The organism is Streptococcus macacae NCTC 11558, from assembly GCF_000187995.2.
Classification (GTDB): Bacteria; Bacillota; Bacilli; order Lactobacillales; family Streptococcaceae; genus Streptococcus; species Streptococcus macacae.
On the sequence record NZ_AEUW02000001.1, the window covers coordinates 342,138 to 361,039 of the forward strand.

Here is an 18,902-nt window from a genome sequence, read left to right on the forward strand (position 1 = left end):
CTTTTTTACTTTTGTTTAACATGTGATGGTTTATCTTCCAAATGATCAGATAAGCTTTTGAACATATTATTTAAAGTCACCAGACGTTTTTCAACTTTTTTTACAGAAGCTTCTAAAGTAAACCCTTCTTCTAACATTTCTTGAATTAAAAGCATTTTTTTTATGTTTATATAATCATATCTTCTGGTTGTCCCCTCTTTATTATTTTGAGAGTGGATAATTCCTTTTTCTTCCCAATAGCGGATTTTTCGAATAGGGATAGCAGTGATTTTGGAAACTTCACCAATACCGACAACTAATTTTTTTAAGAGTTCTACATCCAATAAAGCTGAGTAATCTTCATCTCTTTTTGCCATAAGACAGTCCTTTTTAATCATTATAAGATAAGTTTTTTTGATAGCTCTATTTTACAATATTGAGAGCAGAAGGACAATTTTTCTTGACTAATAATTGTATTTATTTTACAATTATTGTAGAAAATCTACAAATTAGTGATTTAATTCAAATAAAGATTTAAGGGAAATAAGCGTATGAAAAAAGCACTGGTGTTAGGAGCAACTGGCAGAACAGGAAGTTTGGTGATAGAAGAATTGTCCAAATACAAATCTATTCAGGTTATTGCTGGTTTAAGAAGGGAAGAAGATAAGGAGAGGCTGCCCAAATTAAATTCAGCAATAGAGACAGCAGTGGTTGATATTGAGGATGTCTGCAGTCTGCGTAAGGCCCTGATTGACAGTGATATTATTATTCAAGCAATTCGTTTACGGGGCGATATAGAAGAGAATGCTTTAATTCAGCTGGACCAGCGGATTCATCAAGCTCTTAATCCATCAAAGAAAGTTCACTTAGTTACAGTTGGAGGAGCAGGTTCCCTAAAATTAGCGGCAAATCAGCGCTTCTGGGAAGATGAACATTTTCCAAAACAAACCTTGCCGAGAGGAAGAGCTCATGCTAAATTAAGAGATTATTTGGAAGGATCAGTTTTTAACCACACTTGGACCTATTTACTTCCTCCGCCAGTTTATCTTGCTGAAGGAGCAAAAACTGGCTCTTATAAGCTATATCATTCTGCACAGATAGAAGCATTTTTTCTCAGTAAATCCATTTCTTATGCAGATTTTGCTCTTGCGATAGTAGATGCTGCAATGCAAGACTGGCAAGGTGTCTATTTGATTGCAGGAGCAAACTAATATCTCCTTTTAATTGCTGCAAACAGCTTTGCAAAGCTTGCATTCATTTCTTGTCTGAGGTACAATAGAGGGAGCTGTTTTGTCCCCTTAGTTAAATGGATATAACATCTTCCTCCTAAGAAGCAGTTGCTGGTTCGATTCCGGCAGGGGATATACAAAATAAAAGAGCCATTTGTTTTTTCTTGAGTGTCTGAGAGAACTGTGGCTTTTTGATTTTATTTTAGAAACAGTCAATGGATCAATTGGCCTTGTGTAGGAGAAATCCTTTCATACTAAGCTTTTAAATTTGGCAGATTTTTCGCTTTTTGACTGTTGTGACAAGATAAAAATGATATAATATCTTTTATAAAATTTCTAGGGAGTATTCATGGCAACGAAAAAAAAACCGATTGACAGTCGTGTGGATTATTCACTTATTTTACCTGTTTTCTTTTTAATTTTAATTGGACTTTATTCTATTTATACAGCGACGAGTCATGATTATGCCAGCAAAACTGCAGTGGTTATGGGGCAGCAGATGATTTGGTTAATCATAGGGATTGGACTGAGTTTGATTGTTATGCTTTTTAGTACCGAGCTGCTTTGGAAGATGACGCCTTATTTTTATGGATTTGGTCTGGCTTTGATGGTGCTGCCCTTGATTTTTTATAGTCCGGAATTAGTTGCCTCTACTGGAGCCAAAAACTGGGTATCTATCGGTTCTGTCACGCTTTTTCAGCCTTCTGAATTTATGAAAATTTCTTATATTCTGATTTTAGCAAGGCTGGCGGTAAGTTTTAAACAGAAATACCATGATAGAGATTTAAGAGAAGATGGGAAACTGCTTCTTAGATTTGCGCTGCTTACTTTGCCGGTTATGATTCTTCTGGCTCTTCAGAGGGATTTAGGAACAGCTATGGTTTTTATGGCGATTTTAGCAGGAATGGTTTTAATTGCCGGTGTATCTTGGCAGATTATTTTGCCTGTGGTTGGTGGAGTGATTCTTATAATAGGCTTGTTTCTTCTGGCTTTTCTTTTACCGGGAGGAAAAGAGTTTTTCTATAATCATTTAGGGATGGACACTTATCAGATTAACCGTCTGTCAGCTTGGCTGAGTCCATTTGATTATGCCGGAACAATAGCTTATCAACAAACGCAAGGGATGATTTCCATTGGCAGCGGTGGTTTATTTGGCAAGGGGTTTAATGTAGTTGATCTTCCCGTTCCTGTCCGTGAAAGTGATATGATCTTCACTGTCATTGCTGAGAATTTTGGCTTTATTGGCGGCAGCATTGTCTTAGTTTTATATTTACTGCTGATTTATCGCATGTTGCGTGTTACTTTTGCGTCTAATAATCTTTTTTATACTTATATTTCAACTGGCTTTATTATGATGATTTTATTCCATATTTTTGAAAATATCGGAGCTGCTATTGGGATTTTGCCTTTAACAGGGATTCCTCTTCCTTTTATTTCTCAAGGGGGAAGCTCTCTGATTTCTAATTTAATAGGTGTTGGTTTAGTGCTTTCTATGTCCTATCAAAACAGTGTTAATCAAGAAAGAGCAAGGGATCAGCATTTTGCACAGCAAAGAAAGAAGGGTCTAGAGAACTAGGCTCTTTTCTTGTATTCTAAACTGTAAAAAAATAGAAAAATATGTTACAATAAAAAGCATGGATTATCATGATTATATCTGGGATTTAGGCGGAACTTTGCTTGATAATTATGGTTTATCAACAAAGGCCTTTCTTTCTGCACTGGCTGAATTTGGTATTTCTGCAGCCTCTCAGGACGTTTATGATAAATTGAAAGAATCAACAGCAGCTGCAGTCAGCTATTACGCGCCGGATATCCCCGAATTTCTGAAAATTTATAAACAAACTGAAACTAAGTTTTTAGAAAATCCTATCCTCTTTAAAGGGGCCAAGGAAGTACTTGAGAAAATTGTAGCTTGCGGCGGCCGAAATTTTTTAGTTTCTCACCGCAACAATCAAGTACTAACTATTTTAGAAAAAACGGGCATAGATTTTTTATTCACTGAAGTTGTCACCAGCAATAACGGATTTGCAAGAAAACCTAATCCAGAAAGCATGCTTTATTTAAAAGACAAGTATAACATTACTAAAGGGCTTGTTATTGGTGATCGTGAAATTGATATAGAAGCTGGAAGAGCAGCTGGCTTTGCTACCATGCTTGTTGATGGCTCTCAGTCTTTGATAGAAATCGTTACATAAAGGTTGGAATAATGACAGAAGAAAATAAAGATTTAAAACAAGTGGCACAGGAATATGACGCTAGTCAAATTCAGGTGTTAGAGGGACTTGAAGCTGTGCGCATGCGTCCAGGCATGTATATTGGGTCAACCTCAAAAGAAGGTCTTCATCATTTGGTCTGGGAAATTGTTGATAATTCCATTGATGAAGCTCTGGCAGGCTTTGCCAGCCACATTCAGGTATTTATTGAAAAGGACAATTCGATTACTGTTATTGATGATGGCCGCGGTATTCCTGTAGATATTCAGAAAAAGACCGGCCGTCCCGCGGTTGAAACAGTTTTTACGGTTCTTCATGCTGGCGGTAAATTTGGCGGAGGCGGCTATAAGGTATCTGGCGGCCTTCATGGGGTAGGTTCCTCTGTCGTTAATGCGCTTTCCACGCAGTTAGATGTGCGTGTCTATAAAAATGGCAAAGTCTATTTTCAAGAATATAGACGCGGAGTGGTTGTAAATGATCTTAAAGTTATTGATGAAACAGATATCACAGGAACAACAGTTCATTTTACACCGGATCCTGATATTTTTACAGAAACCATAGAGTTTGATTTTGATAAACTGGCAAAGCGTATTCAAGAATTAGCTTTTTTAAATAAAGGCCTTAAAATTTCTATTACAGATAAACGAAAAGATAAAGAACAAAATAAAGAATATCATTATGAAGGTGGTATTGTTAGTTACGTAGATTTCATCAATGAAAATAAAGAGGTCATTTTTGAAAATCCTATTTATACAGATGGTGAGCTAGAAGGTATTGCAGTAGAAGTTGCTATGCAATATACGACTGGTTACCATGAGATTATTATGAGCTTTGCCAATAATATTCATACACATGAAGGTGGTACTCATGAACAGGGCTTTCGCACGGCTCTGACAAGGGTTATTAATGATTATGCTAAAAAGAATAAAATTCTTAAAGAAAATGATGATAATTTATCGGGCGAAGATGTCCGTGAAGGTTTAACAGCAGTCATTTCAGTTAAACACCCTAATCCACAGTTTGAAGGACAGACAAAGACCAAGCTGGGAAATTCAGAAGTGGTTAAAATTACGAACCGTCTGTTTAGCGAAGCTCTCAATCGATTTTTACTAGAAAATCCACCTATTGCTAAAAAGATTGTTGAAAAAGGGATTTTAGCTTCTAAAGCGCGGATCGCTGCTAAAAGAGCAAGGGAAGTAACGCGTAAAAAGTCTGGACTTGAAATTTCCAATTTACCAGGAAAATTAGCAGACTGTTCTTCCAACGATCCTATTCAAAATGAACTTTTTATCGTTGAAGGAGATTCTGCCGGCGGTTCAGCTAAATCAGGCCGTAACCGTGAGTTTCAGGCTATTCTGCCTATTCGCGGGAAAATTCTCAATGTTGAAAAGGCGACAATGGATAAAATTCTAGCTAATGAAGAAATCAGAAGTCTGTTCACAGCTATGGGAACCGGATTTGGAGCAGATTTTAATGTTGCAAAGGCGCGCTATCATAAACTTATTATCATGACAGATGCGGATGTTGATGGTGCTCATATTAGAACTCTTCTTTTAACTTTGATTTATCGTTTTATGCGTCCGGTTTTAGAAGCTGGCTATGTTTACATTGCTCAGCCGCCTATTTATGGTATTAAGCTTGGAAGTGAGATTAAAGAATATATTCAGCCTGGCAATGATCAAGAAGAAGTTCTGCAGGAAGCTATTCAAAGATACAGCCAAGGACGTTCTAAACCAACTGTTCAGCGTTACAAAGGACTAGGTGAGATGGATGATCATCAATTATGGGAGACAACGATGAATCCAGCTAACCGCCTTATGGCAAAGGTTTCAGTAGATGATGCTGCTGAAGCAGATAAAATCTTTGACATGCTTATGGGAGATCGCGTAGAGCCTCGCCGTGAGTTTATCGAAGCAAATGCAGTCTACAGTACGCTTGACATTTAATCAGAGATTTTTTTGAAAAGCACCTGGAAGTATGTTATAATCGTAGCGTTATAGCTTATTTTGACAATAAATAAGACAATTTAAGGAGATTAAGATGTCTAGCGGAATAGTGTTGCTGATAGTGGCGATCGTACTGGTAGTTATTACTGCCTATCTCGTAGCTGTTATCATCAGGAAACGAAATGACTCGTTAATTACAAAATTAGAAGAACGCAAACAAAATCTTTTTGATTTGCCTGTCAATGATGAAATTGAAGAAATTAAAAAACTGCATCTGATTGGTCAAAGTCAAACGACTTTTCGTGAATGGAACCAAAAATGGGTGGATTTGTCATTAAATTCTTTTAGCGATATCGAAAATCATATTTTTGAAGCTGAAAACCTTAATGACACCTTTAATTTCATTCGTGCTCACAGTCAGATTAATAATATTGAAAGCCAGTTAAATCTTGCAGAAGAAGATATTAAAGCTATTCGTGAAGGCCTTTCGATCTTAAAGGAGCAGGAAGAAAAAAACAGCGCGCGTGTTTTGCATGCACTTGAGCTGTATGAAAATCTTCAGTCTTCTGTTGAAGAAAGCGACAGTAATTTTGGTGCTACCATGCCTGAAATTGAGACACAGCTGAAAAATATTGAAGCAGAATTCTCACAGTTTGTCACCCTTAATTCTTCTGGAGATCCAGTAGAAGCTGCCCAAATTCTTGATCGTGCAGAAGAGCATACGATTGCTCTTGGTCAGATGACAGAAAAAATTCCTGCTATTGTGGCTAAATTAGAAGATGATTTTCCTGATCAATTAGATGATTTGGAGTCTGGTTACCGCCGCCTTTTAGAAGAGCACTATCATTTTCCAGAAAAGAATATCGAAGAGCGTTTTCAAGAGATTCGCGAAGCTATTGGTAAGAACTCTAATGATTTAGTTTCTTTGGATCTAGATAAGGCAGAAACAGAAAATACAGCTATTCAAGAAAAAATTGATGCGCTTTATGATGTTTTTGAGCGTGAGATTCAGGCACACAAGCAAATTGTCAAGAATAAAAAAATAATTCCTGCTTATTTGGAACATGCTAAAAGCAATAATGAACAGCTGGAAAAAGAGATTGAACGGCTCGCTGAGATTTATATTCTAAATGATAAAGAGGAAGTTAATATTCGTGACTTCAAGCAGGATTTATCAAAAATTGAAACTGAAATTCTGCCGATTATTGAGAACCTTGATACGCAGGAAAAACCATTTTCAGTCTTAGAGGAGCGTTTCAGCCGTGCCATTAAGACACTTGATTTGGTTGAGGAAGGGCAGCTAGATGTCTTTAACAGCTTGAAAGATATTGAAAATGTTGAAAAAGACTCTCGCCAAAAATTAGATAGCTATATTAATCAGCTTCATGCTGTTAAGCGTTTTATGGAAAAACGCAATTTGCCTGGTATTCCTAAAGACTTTTTAACGGTTTTCTTTACAACAAGTACTCAATTAGAAAACTTAATGGATGAATTAAACCGTGCCCGTATCCATATTGAGACCGTTACACGCATGACGGAGACGGCTACAGCAGCGGTTGAAAATTTAAAAGAGACGGCTTACCTTGTTGTTCAAAATGCTATTTTAACAGAGCAGCTGCTGCAGTATTCTAACCGTTATCGCAGTTTTGAACCAAGCGTTCAGGAAAGTTTTGATATTGCTCTGAAACTTTTTGAAGAAGATTTCGATTATCAAGCTTCCTTTGATGAAATATCTTATGCATTGGAGACTGTAGAGCCTGGAGTGACAGAGCGTTTTGTTACTTCCTATGAAAAAACACGCGAAACCATTCGTTTTTAATAAGTCTAACAACACTGATTAGCAATACTAATCGGTGTTGTTTAATTTTTAGAATAAAATAACCTGTATGTCAGTTGATTAACCGTTATCAAAAAAGTCCATTGGATTATCTTATAAATGGTGAAACAAGACAGAGCCAATCCAAATAAATCACTTAAATGATAGCACTAAACGTTATTATTACTGTTGTTAAATAAAGTAAAAATTGTTAAACTAATATCATTAAAGAAAAATATTTGTCAAAAAATAAAAGGAGAATTTGACGCACACCTTAGCTTTGGACTCAATGGTATTTGAAAATTTTGAGACAGTAGAAAATGATTACCTTGCTACTATCAATGGTGAAGGTTGGGGAGGAGCAACCCTCGGTGGAGCTGCTGGTTCTCTTATGCCTGGTGTAGGTAATGCAGCCGGGACATTAGTAGGCGGTGCTATTGGTGGTGTCGCAGGCGGTATTGTAGGCGGTATTGGTGGAGCTATTACCGGAGGTATTGTCGGATATCAGTTACCATTTTAATGAGTCGTTAATACATGAAAGGCAAGTTATTATGATACCTTCAAAAAAATCACTTTATCTAAGTTATGGATATTTATTTAGTCTGAGGCTAAGCAAAAATTCATCCAGTATTTCTGTTTTGGCCTAAACTCTTGGCGCAGTGGTTGGCTGGTTTTCCTTTTGCCACAAGGCCAAAGCGGAAAATCTAGCCAACTGTGCGGGGGTGGGAATACGAACCAAAATTTTCAATTTTTGGGTTCTTTCCCACTCCCTTCAGTTTTTTCAAAAAATACAGCGGTTAAGATTATTATTTTTGGCATTTTTATAGCTGAATCTATCTTAGTCATTACATTTTGCTGGAAAGATTTTGTAAAAATCTTCAAAGGCATTGTCGATTTTATGAAAAATAAATAGAGAAGCAATGCTTGTCAGCTTTAGTGCTGCAAATCTAAGTTCAATGTCAGCTGTAATGGGATGCCTTATCTTAACATCTGGGGAGGCCTTCTGGCCTTCTCTTTTTTTGATGTCCCAAGTGATGAGGAATTTTAGTTTAACATTTTTAAGCTCCTTAAGATTTCCAGACTGTAAATCTGGAAACTTTCATGAAAGAGTAATGTAAGCGCTTTTATTTAAAAGAGAAAAATGCTATAATAATAATGAAAAATAACGTTAATGTTATGACAGAGAGCTGTTTATGCTTGTTATGAATGACTGCTTGCACAGTCAAATCCGAAAAAGAGAACCAACATGTTTAAAAAGCCTTCAAATTTGAAATGAGTCAAATGGACTTGGAATATGAAAGAGGCAGCCCTTTCATTTCTAAAAAATTGATGGTCAAGGGGGGAATTACCATGTTATTAGTCAAACAAATAAACAGCAGCTTAATGCAATTATTAGCTGTTTTAGTGATTTCTTATATTGTGTATCGCCTGTCACCGGAAAAATCAAGGCTGCGATTTAGCCAGTGGATTGGTTTGGTAAAGACAAAAATCCGTTGGGGATACTGCTGTGTCATTGGTTTTTCTTACTTCATTGTAGGATTTCTTATAGCATATTATCTGTACAGCAGTCATCTGGTTCAAAATACTAGCGTGATGGGGCGTTCTTATCAGGCAACGGGTTTTAGTATTGAAACAATCTTAATTATTTTAATTTGGGCTATTGTTCAAACGTCACTGACAGAAGAAATTCTCTTTCGTGCCTGCCTGCGCAAGCTTTCTGCGAGATTTTTAGGTAAGAGAGGCGGCAACATCCTACAAGCTCTTTTGTTTGCCGCTCTTCATCTCCTGATTTTAAGCTCTTATGATTTGCTCCCAATGTTGATGATCTTTGCTATGACTTTCTCTATTGCTTATGCTTTGGGCTGGTTAGTTTCTAGCAATTCAAAAGAAAGCATTATGGAGACATGGCTGATACATGCTGTGACCAATATCCTTTCACAAGGGTTGATTTTAGCCTTTTTGATCTGATTATCTTATACGGCGCAGCTAGAAGGCTGACGTCATCGCCTTAAACAGAAATAAAGTGTCGGTATATGCTTTGCTAAAGAATAGTAATGGCAATATTTCGGGCTTATAGCTATTTGCTTGATGGTTTTTCTTATAACTAGGCTATACTTAATCTATTTGGGACTTGCAATATTCAGAATTTTCTTGTAAAATAAAGAAAATAGTAAATCAGTGAGAGAAAAAATCTGAGTCATCAAAGACAGAGAGTATGGAGGCTGAAAACATACATTAGACTCAGATGACACCTTCTTGAGTGCAGATGCCAAATTTTGATAAAAAAAGTAGTGTCTGACGGTTGATTCTCGTTACGAATCGGAGTTTCAAACTCCCTGAGGGCAGTCTTGGCGACAGGCTGCTAAATGAAGGTGGAACCACGTCTTGAGCGTCCTTGCAAGTTTTTTGCGAGGGCGCTTTTTGCAGTGCTTGTTGAGAGGTGATATATGATAAGAGGATTAAGAAAAATTGAACCTTATACTGCAGGTGTACAGCCTGCCAAAGAGAAGATGATTAAGTTAAATACTAATGAAAATGCTTATGGCGCCAGTCCTAAGGTTCATGAGGCTTTGGCAAGTTTTGATGCTGATCGTTTACGCAAGTATTCGACATTGGATCAAGCTGACTTGCGTTTTGCCTTGGCGGATAATTTACAGGTCAGACCTGAGCAATTGATGATTGCTAATGGTTCAGATGATGTTTTATCCATCGCCTTCTTGGCCTTTTTCAATAATGATGAGCCTGTCCTTTTTCCAGATTTAACCTATGGTTTTTATAAGGTTTGGGCAGACCTTTATGGGGTTAACTATCATGAAGTGCCTTTGGCTGAGGATTTCACCATTCAAACAGAGGATTACTTGGCTGATAATGGCGGTATTATCTTAACCAATCCCAATGCTCCGACAGGCATTTATAAACCGCTTGCGGAGATTGAAGCTATTCTCAAGGCTAATCAGGATACTGTGGTTATTGTTGATGAAGCTTATATTAATTTTGGCGGACAATCGGCCATCCCTTTACTGGATAAATATGATAATCTCGTTATTACAAGAACTTTTTCTAAGGATGCTGCTTTAGCTGGCTTGCGCGTTGGTTATGCAATTGCTAATGAAGCTTTGATTGCTGTTATGAATGCTGTTAAACATTCCATTAATCCTTATTCTGTGGATTTGTTGGCTGAAAAACTAGCAAGAGCAGCAGTTGAAGATTGGGCTTACTATCAAGTAAATGCTAAAAAAATTCAAAAAACCCGATCTTGGTTTTCTGAACAATTACTCCGGCGAGGTTTTGATGTTCTACCTAGTCAGGCCAATTTTGTTTTGGCCAAACCAAATGACCTTGCAGCAGACAAGCTGTTTAAAGGTTTAGAAGCTAGAAATATCTATGTGCGCTATTTTCCAAAGGTAGAGCGGATTAAGGATTATTTACGTATTTCGATAGGAAAACAAGAAGAAATGAAAGCGGTCATTAAGGCCATTGAGGAAATACAAAGATGAAGAAAACAAGTTTACCAGTTGGTATGCATGATAAGCTTTTTAAGCGAGCGCGTGTCATGTATGAGATTGAACGAGACATTAGTGATCTTTTGATTGAACAAGGCTTTAATCGAATTGAGACACCGACTCTGGAACATTTTGAAGTTTTTACGGATGAGGTGTCATCGGAACATTACCATCTTTTTGATAAAAAAGGGAGTCTCCTTAGCCTGCGTCCTGATATCACCAGTCAGATCGGACGTGTCATTGCTTCGACACGTGTTAAAACACCCATTAAGTTTTCTTATTCGGGCAAGGTTTTCAAGTATAATGAAGAGCTTCGCGGCTTGGCTAATGAGCATACTCAGGCAGGTGTTGAGATTGTCGGCTATGAGGCCAAGTCAGCTATAAAAGATGCTCTGCTGTCAGCCAAAGATGCTTTGAAAGTTAGTGGTTTAAAAAATTATAAATTTGAATTTTCCCATGCCCATGTCTTACAAACGATTTTTGAGAACTTAGATATTCCTGAGACGGGCAAAAAAGACTTAGCTGTTTTCATTCAGGATAAAAATATCACGGGACTTAATGAATTCACCTATCAGTATCCTAGTGAATTTGACGCCTTAATCAGACAGCTCCCCTTTCTTTTTGGGGAAAGTCAGCAAGTTTTAAAAAAAGCGCGGCAATTGACTGCTAATAAGATGATTTTATCAGCCCTGGCTGACTTAGAAGACTTATTGCAGGAGCTGACAGCTTCATTGCCAGAAGTCACCATAGATTTGGCACAAATTGCCAGTATGCCTTATTATACAGGGCTTATGTTCAAAGTCTTTGGTGATAAGATTCCAGATGCTTTTGTATCAGGCGGCCGCTATGATAAGCTGTTTGAACGTTTTGGAGCTAAAGAATTAACAGCTATTGGCTGGACACTGGATATTGATAGCGTTTATCAGGCTATTCATGATGCTATTGCTTTTAGGAGAGAATTATGACCGAACAATTAACCATTGCTCTAACAAAAGGGCGCATTGAAAAAGATACCGTCAAGCTTCTTGAAAGAGCAGGTTTTGATATGTCTTTTATGGCGGATAAGGGACGAAATCTTATCTTTGAAAGTCCTGATAAGCGTTTTCGTTTTCTCTTGGTCAAGGCAGCTGATGTGACGACCTATGTCCGCCACGGTGTGGCTGATATCGGTGTTGTGGGAAAAGATGTTTTGATTGAGCATCCAACAGGCTATTTGGAAATTCTTGATCTGAATTTTGGCCTTTGCAAATTTTCAGTAGCCTCGACACCAGACTATAATCCTAGTGATCATAAACGCAAACGAATAGCAACCAAATATCCAACAGTTGCTAGAGATTTTTTCAATCAAAAAGGCGAAGATGTAGAGATTATTTCCATTCAGGGCAGTGTAGAAATCGCTCCTGTTATTGGTCTGGCAGATGCTATTGTTGATATTGTGGAGACAGGCAATACGCTGCTTGCTAATGGTTTGGAAGTTTTTGAAGATATTTGCCGGATCTCAGCTCGTATGATTGTCAATAAGGCCAGCCTGAAGAATAAGCCGGAATTATTGTCCTTCATCAAAAAAGTAGAAGACCTTGTTGGTGATAGAGAGGTGGCTTTTAAATGAAACGTTTAACAGGAACCAATGATGAAATAGCTAAGATTTTATCTCAAGAGCAGCTGGAGCTTAGCAAGGAAAATTTAGATGCTGAAGCAACTGTTCGTGAGATTATTGAAAGAGTCAAGGAAGAAGGAGATGAGGCTTTACGGGCTTATTCTAAGAAATTTGATCAAGTAGAGCTCTTTGATTTGCAAGTTTCGGATCAAGCCATTAATGAAGCTTTTGACAAGATTGACAGGGATGTTTTATCGGCACTTCAAAATGCTAAGGCCAATATTGAATCCTATCATAAGCAGCAATTAGAAACAGGCTTTGAAGATCAGCCTTCGCAAGGAGTGATTCGCGGTCAGCTTATCCGCCCGATTGAGCGCGTTGGTGTCTACGTTCCAGGCGGTACGGCAGCCTATCCTTCCTCAGTGCTCATGAATGTGCTTCCAGCTAAAATTGCAGGCGTTAAAGAAATCATCATGATAACACCGCCGCAGAAAGACTTCAACCCAGCTATTTTAGTTGCAGCCAAAATGGCTGGTGTGGATAAGATCTATCAGGTTGGAGGCAGCCAAGGGATTGCAGCCTTAGCTTATGGCACACAAACCATTCCAAAGGTTGATAAAATTACTGGCCCTGGCAATATTTTTGTGGCAACAGCTAAGAAATTGGTTTATGGTCTCGTAGGAATTGACATGATTGCTGGACCGTCAGAGATCGGAGTGATTGCAGATGAAACAGCCCATCCTGCCTATGTGGCTGCTGATTTGCTGTCTCAGGCAGAACATGATGTGCGGGCTCGTGCTATTTTAGTGACTGACTCGGAAGAATTGGCTGATGCTGTAGAAGCGGAAATTGAAAGGCAGCTGCAAACATTGCCGCGTCAGACTATTGCTCGCCCGTCAATTGAAAATAATGGCCGAATCATTATTGCTCAGGATGCAGATAGCATGTTTGAACTCATGAATTTGGTGGCTCCGGAACATCTGGAAATTGCTATGGATAAGGCATATGATTATTTAGATAAGGTTCAAAATGCCGGATCTGTTTTCCTTGGTCATTACACCAGTGAGCCTATTGGTGATTATTATGCTGGTGCTAATCATGTCTTGCCGACAACGGCGACCAGCCGCTTTTCATCGGCACTTGGCGTTCATGATTTCATCAAGCGTATCCAGTATACTCAGTACGACCAATACGCTGTCAATCAGGCTGAAAAAGATATCACGACCCTTGCCTATGCTGAAGGGCTGCAGGCACATGCCAGAGCGATCGAGGTGAGACATGACAAACATTAAGGGACTCTTAGTTATGGATGTAGACTCAACGCTAGTACAAGAAGAGGTTATTGACTTGTTAGGAGATGAGGCTGGTCTTGGCAAGCAGGTGGCAGCTATTACTGAGCGTGCTATGCGAGGAGAGCTGGATTTTAAGCAGGCGCTAGAGGAGCGTGTGGCAGGCTTGAAGGGTTTGCCAGAAAGCATTTTTGATAAGGTTTATGCTCGCCTTCATTTCAATAAAGGCGCCAAGAAACTGGTAGCTGAACTGCATGCGCGTGGTTACAAGGTTGGTCTGGTTTCGGGCGGTTTCCATGAAACAGTTGATCGGTTAGGCAAAGAAGCAGATATTGATTATGTTAAGGCTAATCACTTGGAAGTAGCAGACGGTCTTTTAACGGGTAATACTTATGGCGATATTGTCACTAAGGAAGTTAAGCTTCAAAAACTCAAAGATTGGGCAGCTGAAAACCAACTGGAACTTAGCCAGACTATTGCTATGGGAGACGGTGCCAATGATCTGCCCATGATTCAGGCAGCAGGCATTGGCATTGCCTTTTGTGCCAAACCAATCGTGCGTGAGCAAGCGCCTTATCAAATCAACCAAGCTGATTTGTATCAAGTGATTGAAATTATAGATGCTATCAAGGAGGATGACAAATGAGACAAGCAAGCATAGAGCGCAATACTTTTGAAACCAAAATCAAGCTGAGTTTAAATCTAGATGCGCAAGAACCTGTTGATATCAGCACAGGTATAGGCTTCTTTGACCACATGCTGACCCTCTTTGCCCGTCATGGACGCCTGTCCTTGGTGGTCAAGGCTGATGGTGATTTGCATGTGGATAGCCACCATACGGTGGAAGATGTTGGCATTGTTCTTGGTCAAGCCTTGTGCCAGGCCTTGGGAGATAAGGCTGGTATTAACCGCTACGGGACAAGCTTTGTGCCCATGGATGAGACACTTGGTATGGCCAGTCTTGATTTGTCAGGCCGCAGCTATCTAGTCTTTGATGCTGATTTTGACAATCCCAAACTAGGCCAATTTGACACCGAATTGGTAGAAGAATTCTTCCAAGCACTTGCTTTTAATGTCCAAATGAATCTGCACTTAAAGATTTTGCATGGCAAAAACAATCACCATAAGGCAGAAAGTTTATTTAAAGCAACTGGCCGTGCTCTTCGTGAAGCCATTACCATCAATCCAGAAATCCATGGGGTTAATTCAACAAAAGGGATGTTATGATATGAAGATTATTGTCATTGACTACGATGCGGGAAATACGGCCAATGTTCTGCGGGCACTGGAAAAAGTGGGTATCAAAGCGGAGCTGTCTGCGGACAAGTCAAAGATTTTGGCTGCTTCTGGTTTGATTTTACCAGGGGTCGGCGCTTTTCCGGCTGCTATGGCTGAACTTGAAAGAAGGGGGCTGGTGCCGGTCATCAAAGTAGCAGCAGCTGCTGGTACACCGATCTTAGGCATTTGCCTTGGGATGCAATTATTGCTTAAAAAAGGTCTGGAGCATGGTGAAACAGCTGGTCTTGGCCTTATTCCCGGACTTTGCCGAGAAATTCCTGCTAAGGCTGGCTATCCAGTTCCCCATATGGGTTGGAATGACTTGCAGGTCAAGCAGGCGTCCCCGCTGACGGCTGGTTTGCAAGATGAGTCCGTTTATTTCGTGCACAGCTATTTTACAGATGTCCCTGAAGAATATCTGGATGCAGCAGCCGATTATTCTATCCAAGTACCTGCCATGATTCATAAGAATAATGTCTACGGTGTCCAATTTCATCCTGAAAAGTCAGGAGACGTTGGGTTGGGTATTCTCAAAAAATTTGTTGCTTTGTGTGATTAGCGCAGCTATTGCAACCGAAATGAGCAGAGAACCAGTTGACTGACTCTGACGAAACTACTCCTTACTTAAAAGAGATATCATCAAAAAGGATTTAGCAAGATTTAATTCAGGTATTTGAATAAAACGCCATTTAATCTTAAGAGAATAACCACGTTATTGCTTGTTAGATAACTAAGACAGAAAGGAATTGAGTTCGAGCTAAAAGCTCGGTTACTTGAGTCAACTATTATTATAGAAAGGAAGGTTCAGTCGGAGCTTTTCGAACTGAACTCGTGCTAAAATCTAAAAGAATAACCATGTTATTGCTTGTTAGATAACTAAGACAGAAAGGAATTGAGTTCGAGCTAAAAGCTCGGAATTTAGATAAGTCGTCTAAGGAATCAGGATTCCTTGCCGCCTTCCTAAAATTCGGTCGCTTTTTAGACGCTCTCACATCTTATATTATGCAAATTTTACCAGCTATTGATATTAAAAATGGCCGTGCTGTTCGCCTTTTTAAGGGTGATTTCAAGCAGGAGACAGTTGTTAATCCAGATGTTTTGGCTCAAGCGAGGGCTTTTGCGGATGCAGGGATTCACTATATTCATGTCGTTGATTTAGATGGGGCTTTAGAAGGCAAAGCGGTTAATCGTGATTTGATTGCTGCTTTAAAAGTGGCTACAGGTTTGAAAGTTGAAGTTGGCGGCGGTATACGAACTTTAGAACAAATCCAAGACTATCTAAATGTGGGTATTGATCGCCTGATTATTGGTTCTATGGCCGTTAAAAATCCTGACTTTGTTAAAGAAGCACTTGCCAAATTTGGCAGCCATAAGATTGTTGTCGGTATTGATGCCAAAAACGGTATGGTAGCTACAGAAGGCTGGCTGGAAACCAGCAATTTGGACTATGTCAGCCTAGCTCTAGAGATGGAAAAGATGGGGGTCAGACTCTTTGTTTATACTGATGTTGACCGTGACGGCACACTGACAGGTCCTAATTTTGCGCATTATGAAAATTTAGTGGCTCACTTGACAAGTGCCAAGGTTATTGCTTCAGGCGGCATTCATACTCTGTCGGATCTGGAACGATTAGAAAGGATTGGCCTTACCGGAACCATTGTTGGTAAAGCTTACTATAATGGTGATCTTAGTCTGAAAGATTTAAGAGAGTTTGAGGGGGAACCATGTTAAAAAAACGGATTATTCCTTGCCTAGATGTCAAGGACGGGCGCGTGGTCAAAGGCGTTAATTTTGTTAATCTGACTGATGTCGGAGACCCTGTGGCTGCAGCGCGTGCTTACTATGAAGCAGGCTGTGATGAACTGGTCTTCCTAGATATCACAGCAACATCTGATAATCGCGAGACGACAGTGGACATGGTAAGGCGCGTGGCCGATCAGGTCTTTATCCCCTTTACAGTGGGCGGCGGTATTCGCTCAGTTGACGATATGAATAAAATGCTCAAGGCTGGTGCCGATAAAGTAGCTGTCAATTCATCAGCTATTGCCAATCCCCAGTTAATCAAGGACTGCGCTGAGAAATTTGGCAGCCAGTGTGTGGTGCTTGCCATTGATGCTCGAAAAGAAGCAGATGGATCCTGGCATGTCTACGCGGCAGGAGGACGAAAAGACACAGGTATAGACCTCTTAGTCTGGGTTAAAGAAGCTATCCAGCTGGGTGCGGGTGAGATTCTCTTAACCAGTATGGATAAGGATGGCACCAAGACCGGTTTTGACTTGGATATGCTAAATGCCGTTGCCCAACTGGCTGATCTTCCCATTATCGCCTCAGGCGGTGCCGGAAATAGTGAACATATCGTGGACGTTTTTGAGAAAACGCCAGCAACTGCTGCCTTAGCAGCATCCATTTTCCATTATGGTCAGGTTTCGATTGCAGATACCAAGAAAGCCATGCAGGAGCATGGAATTGAGGTGAGATGATGACAGAATTATCTTTAGATTTTAAAAAACAAGGCGGCCTGCTGCCGGTCATTGTGACAGACTTTCAGACTGGACAAGTCCTCATGCTGGCTTATATGAATGAAGAAGCTTATCAAAAAACGCTGGAAAGCAAAGAAATGTATTACTGGAGCCGCTCGCGTAAGGAACTCTGGCATAAAGGAGATACCAGCGGTCATTATCAATATGTCAAATCCATCAAGACCGACTGTGACCAAGACACTCTTCTCATTGCCGTCGAACAAGTCGGTGCAGCCTGCCATACAGGAGCCTATTCTTGCTTTTTTAATGAGATTTATGAGGAGCAAATTGATGGAAAAATTTAATAATGAAGTTTATCAATCACTTACTTCAGACCTTATAGGAGATATTTTCTATTTAGATGGTAGATCTAATAGAGGAAAAGTATCTTCCATTCGACAGTATACTGAAATAATTATACGACGGATATTAAATTATCCGCAAAAAGACAGGCTTACTATTGGGAATCGTAAAATTCAATCTAAAATAAAATCTTACTCTTCAAATCCGCTACTGCAAGATTCTATAGAAATTATCTTGAATAATGGAAATTCTAGTTCTCATACCCAAATAGTGGAGTCTCCTACTGATGAGGATGTAGAAAAAGTTATTGATGCACTATTTAAACTATATGCTTTCTTGCTAGTAGACTATTTTGAAAAATATGAGTTCGGTTCCAATAATAAGGTTATGACTTTATTTTCAATACTTCCACCAATTATACGCTGGATTACATTAGATTATTTATTTAAACAAGATAATACAAATAATGCCGTTATTGATAAGTTAGCACTTGCTACTTTAAAAGCTTATGATAAAGAAACAGCATTAAATTGGATAGAAGAAAATAAAGATTTATTGATCAAACGGTCTAGTATCAAAGACAGCGATGATATTAGAAAAATTATAGAATTTGTAGGTGTTGAAAATTTACCTATATTTATAAATAAAACAATGTATGATGTTTGTATAGAAAAAATAAATTTAATCAATCAGCAAGTTGAACAAAACGGCAGATTATATACAAATTTTGAGGAAGCTATTGACTTTTATAAAGAAAATGGGAAAATTGATGATATCTCTGAAGAAATAATGGAATTCAATTCAATAATGGAATTTTTATATTTAGGTAGAAAAAATACTATAAGTGAAAATAAAAAAATTAGGGATGGTAAATTATGCTAGAAACACTTTACAAAGAAGCTTTAGATCGCAAACAGCATCCAAAAGAAGGATCTTATACCAACTACCTTTTTGAGAAGGGCTTGGACAAGATTCTCAAAAAAGTTGGTGAAGAAGCGACAGAAGTCGTTATCGGTGCCAAAAATGCAGACAAGGATGAAATTGCCAATGAAACAGCCGACGTCCTTTATCATTTGGCAGTCATGCTGGTTGAAACAGGCGTCACACCAGATCATGTAGAGGCTGTTCTCAAATCCCGTCAGGGCAAGCAATCCAATGTCCATGACCGCAAAGCCATTACGGATTATTAGGGAGTATGGAGCAGACTGCCCTAATCGAAAAAGACAAGAA

General features: G+C 39.0%; 20 protein-coding genes and 1 tRNA gene. 20 read left to right on the forward strand and 1 reads right to left on the reverse strand.

The features are described 5' to 3' along the window. Positions 1-5: 5 nt before the first annotated feature. Positions 6-356 (reverse strand): MerR family transcriptional regulator, encoded by a 351-nt coding sequence (locus tag STRMA_RS01750; RefSeq protein ID WP_003080257.1) that lies wholly within the window; start codon positions 354-356, stop codon positions 6-8. A 174-nt stretch (positions 357-530) separates the two neighbouring features. On the opposite strand from STRMA_RS01750, the gene STRMA_RS01755 reads away from it, so the two are divergent. From STRMA_RS01755 to hisE, 20 genes are all read left to right on the forward strand, one after another. Continuing rightward, positions 531-1,190 carry an NAD(P)-dependent oxidoreductase gene (locus tag STRMA_RS01755; RefSeq protein ID WP_003079076.1) on the forward strand — a complete coding sequence of 220 codons (660 nt, stop codon included), beginning with the start codon at positions 531-533 and terminating at the stop codon, positions 1,188-1,190. Positions 1,191-1,271: 81 nt separating this feature from the next. Then, positions 1,272-1,343: transfer RNA gene (locus tag STRMA_RS01760), tRNA-Arg, on the forward strand. Between the two features lie 214 nt (positions 1,344-1,557). Beyond that, on the forward strand, positions 1,558-2,784 hold the full coding sequence (locus STRMA_RS01765) for an FtsW/RodA/SpoVE family cell cycle protein (protein ID WP_003081417.1): 1,227 nt from the start codon (positions 1,558-1,560) through the stop codon (positions 2,782-2,784). Between the two features lie 58 nt (positions 2,785-2,842). Further along, positions 2,843-3,403 (forward strand): HAD-IA family hydrolase, encoded by a 561-nt coding sequence (locus tag STRMA_RS01770; RefSeq protein WP_003080296.1) that lies wholly within the window; start codon positions 2,843-2,845, stop codon positions 3,401-3,403. Between the two features lie 11 nt (positions 3,404-3,414). Beyond that, positions 3,415-5,367: a DNA topoisomerase (ATP-hydrolyzing) subunit B gene (gene gyrB / locus STRMA_RS01775; RefSeq protein WP_003081841.1), complete on the forward strand. Its 1,953-nt coding sequence runs from the start codon at positions 3,415-3,417 to the stop codon at positions 5,365-5,367. 94 nt (positions 5,368-5,461) lie between these two features. Beyond that, complete coding sequence (ezrA, locus tag STRMA_RS01780) at positions 5,462-7,186, forward strand: septation ring formation regulator EzrA (protein WP_003080056.1); 1,725 nt, start codon at positions 5,462-5,464, stop codon at positions 7,184-7,186. A 259-nt stretch (positions 7,187-7,445) separates the two neighbouring features. Beyond that, on the forward strand, positions 7,446-7,703 hold the full coding sequence (locus STRMA_RS01785) for a hypothetical protein (protein ID WP_003082238.1): 258 nt from the start codon (positions 7,446-7,448) through the stop codon (positions 7,701-7,703). 752 nt (positions 7,704-8,455) lie between these two features. Next, complete coding sequence (locus STRMA_RS01790) at positions 8,456-9,151, forward strand: CPBP family glutamic-type intramembrane protease (protein ID WP_050897460.1); 696 nt, start codon at positions 8,456-8,458, stop codon at positions 9,149-9,151. 479 nt (positions 9,152-9,630) lie between these two features. After that, a complete protein-coding gene (gene hisC / locus STRMA_RS01795; protein ID WP_003079074.1) occupies positions 9,631-10,680 on the forward strand; it encodes a histidinol-phosphate transaminase in 1,050 nt (349 codons plus the stop codon). Continuing rightward, a complete protein-coding gene (locus tag STRMA_RS01800; protein WP_003081115.1) occupies positions 10,677-11,651 on the forward strand; it encodes an ATP phosphoribosyltransferase regulatory subunit in 975 nt (324 codons plus the stop codon). Before hisC ends, STRMA_RS01800 begins: the two co-directional genes overlap by 4 nt. Beyond that, on the forward strand, positions 11,648-12,295 hold the full coding sequence (hisG, locus tag STRMA_RS01805; protein ID WP_003078871.1) for an ATP phosphoribosyltransferase: 648 nt from the start codon (positions 11,648-11,650) through the stop codon (positions 12,293-12,295). The genes STRMA_RS01800 and hisG overlap by 4 nt, the downstream gene beginning before the upstream one ends. Continuing rightward, complete coding sequence (gene hisD / locus STRMA_RS01810; protein WP_003080564.1) at positions 12,292-13,575, forward strand: histidinol dehydrogenase; 1,284 nt, start codon at positions 12,292-12,294, stop codon at positions 13,573-13,575. The genes hisG and hisD overlap by 4 nt, the downstream gene beginning before the upstream one ends. Then, positions 13,562-14,218, forward strand: coding sequence for a phosphoserine phosphatase SerB (serB, locus tag STRMA_RS01815; protein ID WP_003080174.1), 657 nt, complete (start codon positions 13,562-13,564; stop codon positions 14,216-14,218). Before hisD ends, serB begins: the two co-directional genes overlap by 14 nt. Then, positions 14,215-14,799, forward strand: a complete 585-nt coding sequence (gene hisB, locus STRMA_RS01820) for an imidazoleglycerol-phosphate dehydratase HisB (RefSeq protein WP_003082408.1) — start codon at positions 14,215-14,217, stop codon at positions 14,797-14,799. Before serB ends, hisB begins: the two co-directional genes overlap by 4 nt. 1 nt (position 14,800) lies before the next feature. Next, positions 14,801-15,409: an imidazole glycerol phosphate synthase subunit HisH gene (gene hisH, locus STRMA_RS01825; RefSeq protein ID WP_003078916.1), complete on the forward strand. Its 609-nt coding sequence runs from the start codon at positions 14,801-14,803 to the stop codon at positions 15,407-15,409. Positions 15,410-15,852: 443 nt separating this feature from the next. Continuing rightward, positions 15,853-16,581, forward strand: coding sequence for a 1-(5-phosphoribosyl)-5-[(5-phosphoribosylamino)methylideneamino]imidazole-4-carboxamide isomerase (gene hisA, locus STRMA_RS01830; protein ID WP_003080595.1), 729 nt, complete (start codon positions 15,853-15,855; stop codon positions 16,579-16,581). Beyond that, a complete protein-coding gene (gene hisF / locus STRMA_RS01835) occupies positions 16,575-17,330 on the forward strand; it encodes an imidazole glycerol phosphate synthase subunit HisF (RefSeq protein ID WP_003079468.1) in 756 nt (251 codons plus the stop codon). Before hisA ends, hisF begins: the two co-directional genes overlap by 7 nt. Next, the gene (hisI, locus tag STRMA_RS01840) at positions 17,330-17,674 is read left to right on the forward strand and encodes a phosphoribosyl-AMP cyclohydrolase (protein WP_003081351.1); all 345 of its coding nucleotides are present in this window, start codon (positions 17,330-17,332) and stop codon (positions 17,672-17,674) included. Before hisF ends, hisI begins: the two co-directional genes overlap by 1 nt. Continuing rightward, positions 17,661-18,554 carry a hypothetical protein gene (locus tag STRMA_RS01845; protein WP_003082070.1) on the forward strand — a complete coding sequence of 298 codons (894 nt, stop codon included), beginning with the start codon at positions 17,661-17,663 and terminating at the stop codon, positions 18,552-18,554. The genes hisI and STRMA_RS01845 overlap by 14 nt, the downstream gene beginning before the upstream one ends. Next, positions 18,548-18,862, forward strand: coding sequence for a phosphoribosyl-ATP diphosphatase (hisE, locus tag STRMA_RS01850; RefSeq protein ID WP_003081934.1), 315 nt, complete (start codon positions 18,548-18,550; stop codon positions 18,860-18,862). The genes STRMA_RS01845 and hisE overlap by 7 nt, the downstream gene beginning before the upstream one ends. Positions 18,863-18,902 lie beyond the last annotated feature (40 nt).

What these genes read in the sequence shown, in the direction of transcription:
- STRMA_RS01765 (WP_003081417.1), top strand. Translation starts at nt 1,558, where the DNA reads ATGGCAACGAAAAAAAAACCGATTGACAGTCGTGTGGATTATTCACTT.
- hisB (WP_003082408.1), top strand. Translation starts at nt 14,215, where the DNA reads ATGAGACAAGCAAGCATAGAGCGCAATACTTTTGAAACCAAAATCAAG.
- ezrA (WP_003080056.1), top strand. Translation starts at nt 5,462, where the DNA reads ATGTCTAGCGGAATAGTGTTGCTGATAGTGGCGATCGTACTGGTAGTT.
- hisA (WP_003080595.1), top strand. Translation starts at nt 15,853, where the DNA reads ATGCAAATTTTACCAGCTATTGATATTAAAAATGGCCGTGCTGTTCGC.
- hisI (WP_003081351.1), top strand. Translation starts at nt 17,330, where the DNA reads ATGACAGAATTATCTTTAGATTTTAAAAAACAAGGCGGCCTGCTGCCG.
- gyrB (WP_003081841.1), top strand. Translation starts at nt 3,415, where the DNA reads ATGACAGAAGAAAATAAAGATTTAAAACAAGTGGCACAGGAATATGAC.
- STRMA_RS01800 (WP_003081115.1), top strand. Translation starts at nt 10,677, where the DNA reads ATGAAGAAAACAAGTTTACCAGTTGGTATGCATGATAAGCTTTTTAAG.
- STRMA_RS01790 (WP_050897460.1), top strand. Translation starts at nt 8,456, where the DNA reads ATGAGTCAAATGGACTTGGAATATGAAAGAGGCAGCCCTTTCATTTCT.
- hisE (WP_003081934.1), top strand. Translation starts at nt 18,548, where the DNA reads ATGCTAGAAACACTTTACAAAGAAGCTTTAGATCGCAAACAGCATCCA.
- STRMA_RS01770 (WP_003080296.1), top strand. Translation starts at nt 2,843, where the DNA reads ATGGATTATCATGATTATATCTGGGATTTAGGCGGAACTTTGCTTGAT.
- hisG (WP_003078871.1), top strand. Translation starts at nt 11,648, where the DNA reads ATGACCGAACAATTAACCATTGCTCTAACAAAAGGGCGCATTGAAAAA.
- STRMA_RS01750 (WP_003080257.1), bottom strand. Translation starts at nt 356, where the DNA reads ATGGCAAAAAGAGATGAAGATTACTCAGCTTTATTGGATGTAGAACTC.
- hisF (WP_003079468.1), top strand. Translation starts at nt 16,575, where the DNA reads ATGTTAAAAAAACGGATTATTCCTTGCCTAGATGTCAAGGACGGGCGC.
- hisH (WP_003078916.1), top strand. Translation starts at nt 14,801, where the DNA reads ATGAAGATTATTGTCATTGACTACGATGCGGGAAATACGGCCAATGTT.
- STRMA_RS01845 (WP_003082070.1), top strand. Translation starts at nt 17,661, where the DNA reads ATGGAAAAATTTAATAATGAAGTTTATCAATCACTTACTTCAGACCTT.
- hisC (WP_003079074.1), top strand. Translation starts at nt 9,631, where the DNA reads ATGATAAGAGGATTAAGAAAAATTGAACCTTATACTGCAGGTGTACAG.
- serB (WP_003080174.1), top strand. Translation starts at nt 13,562, where the DNA reads ATGACAAACATTAAGGGACTCTTAGTTATGGATGTAGACTCAACGCTA.
- hisD (WP_003080564.1), top strand. Translation starts at nt 12,292, where the DNA reads ATGAAACGTTTAACAGGAACCAATGATGAAATAGCTAAGATTTTATCT.
- STRMA_RS01755 (WP_003079076.1), top strand. Translation starts at nt 531, where the DNA reads ATGAAAAAAGCACTGGTGTTAGGAGCAACTGGCAGAACAGGAAGTTTG.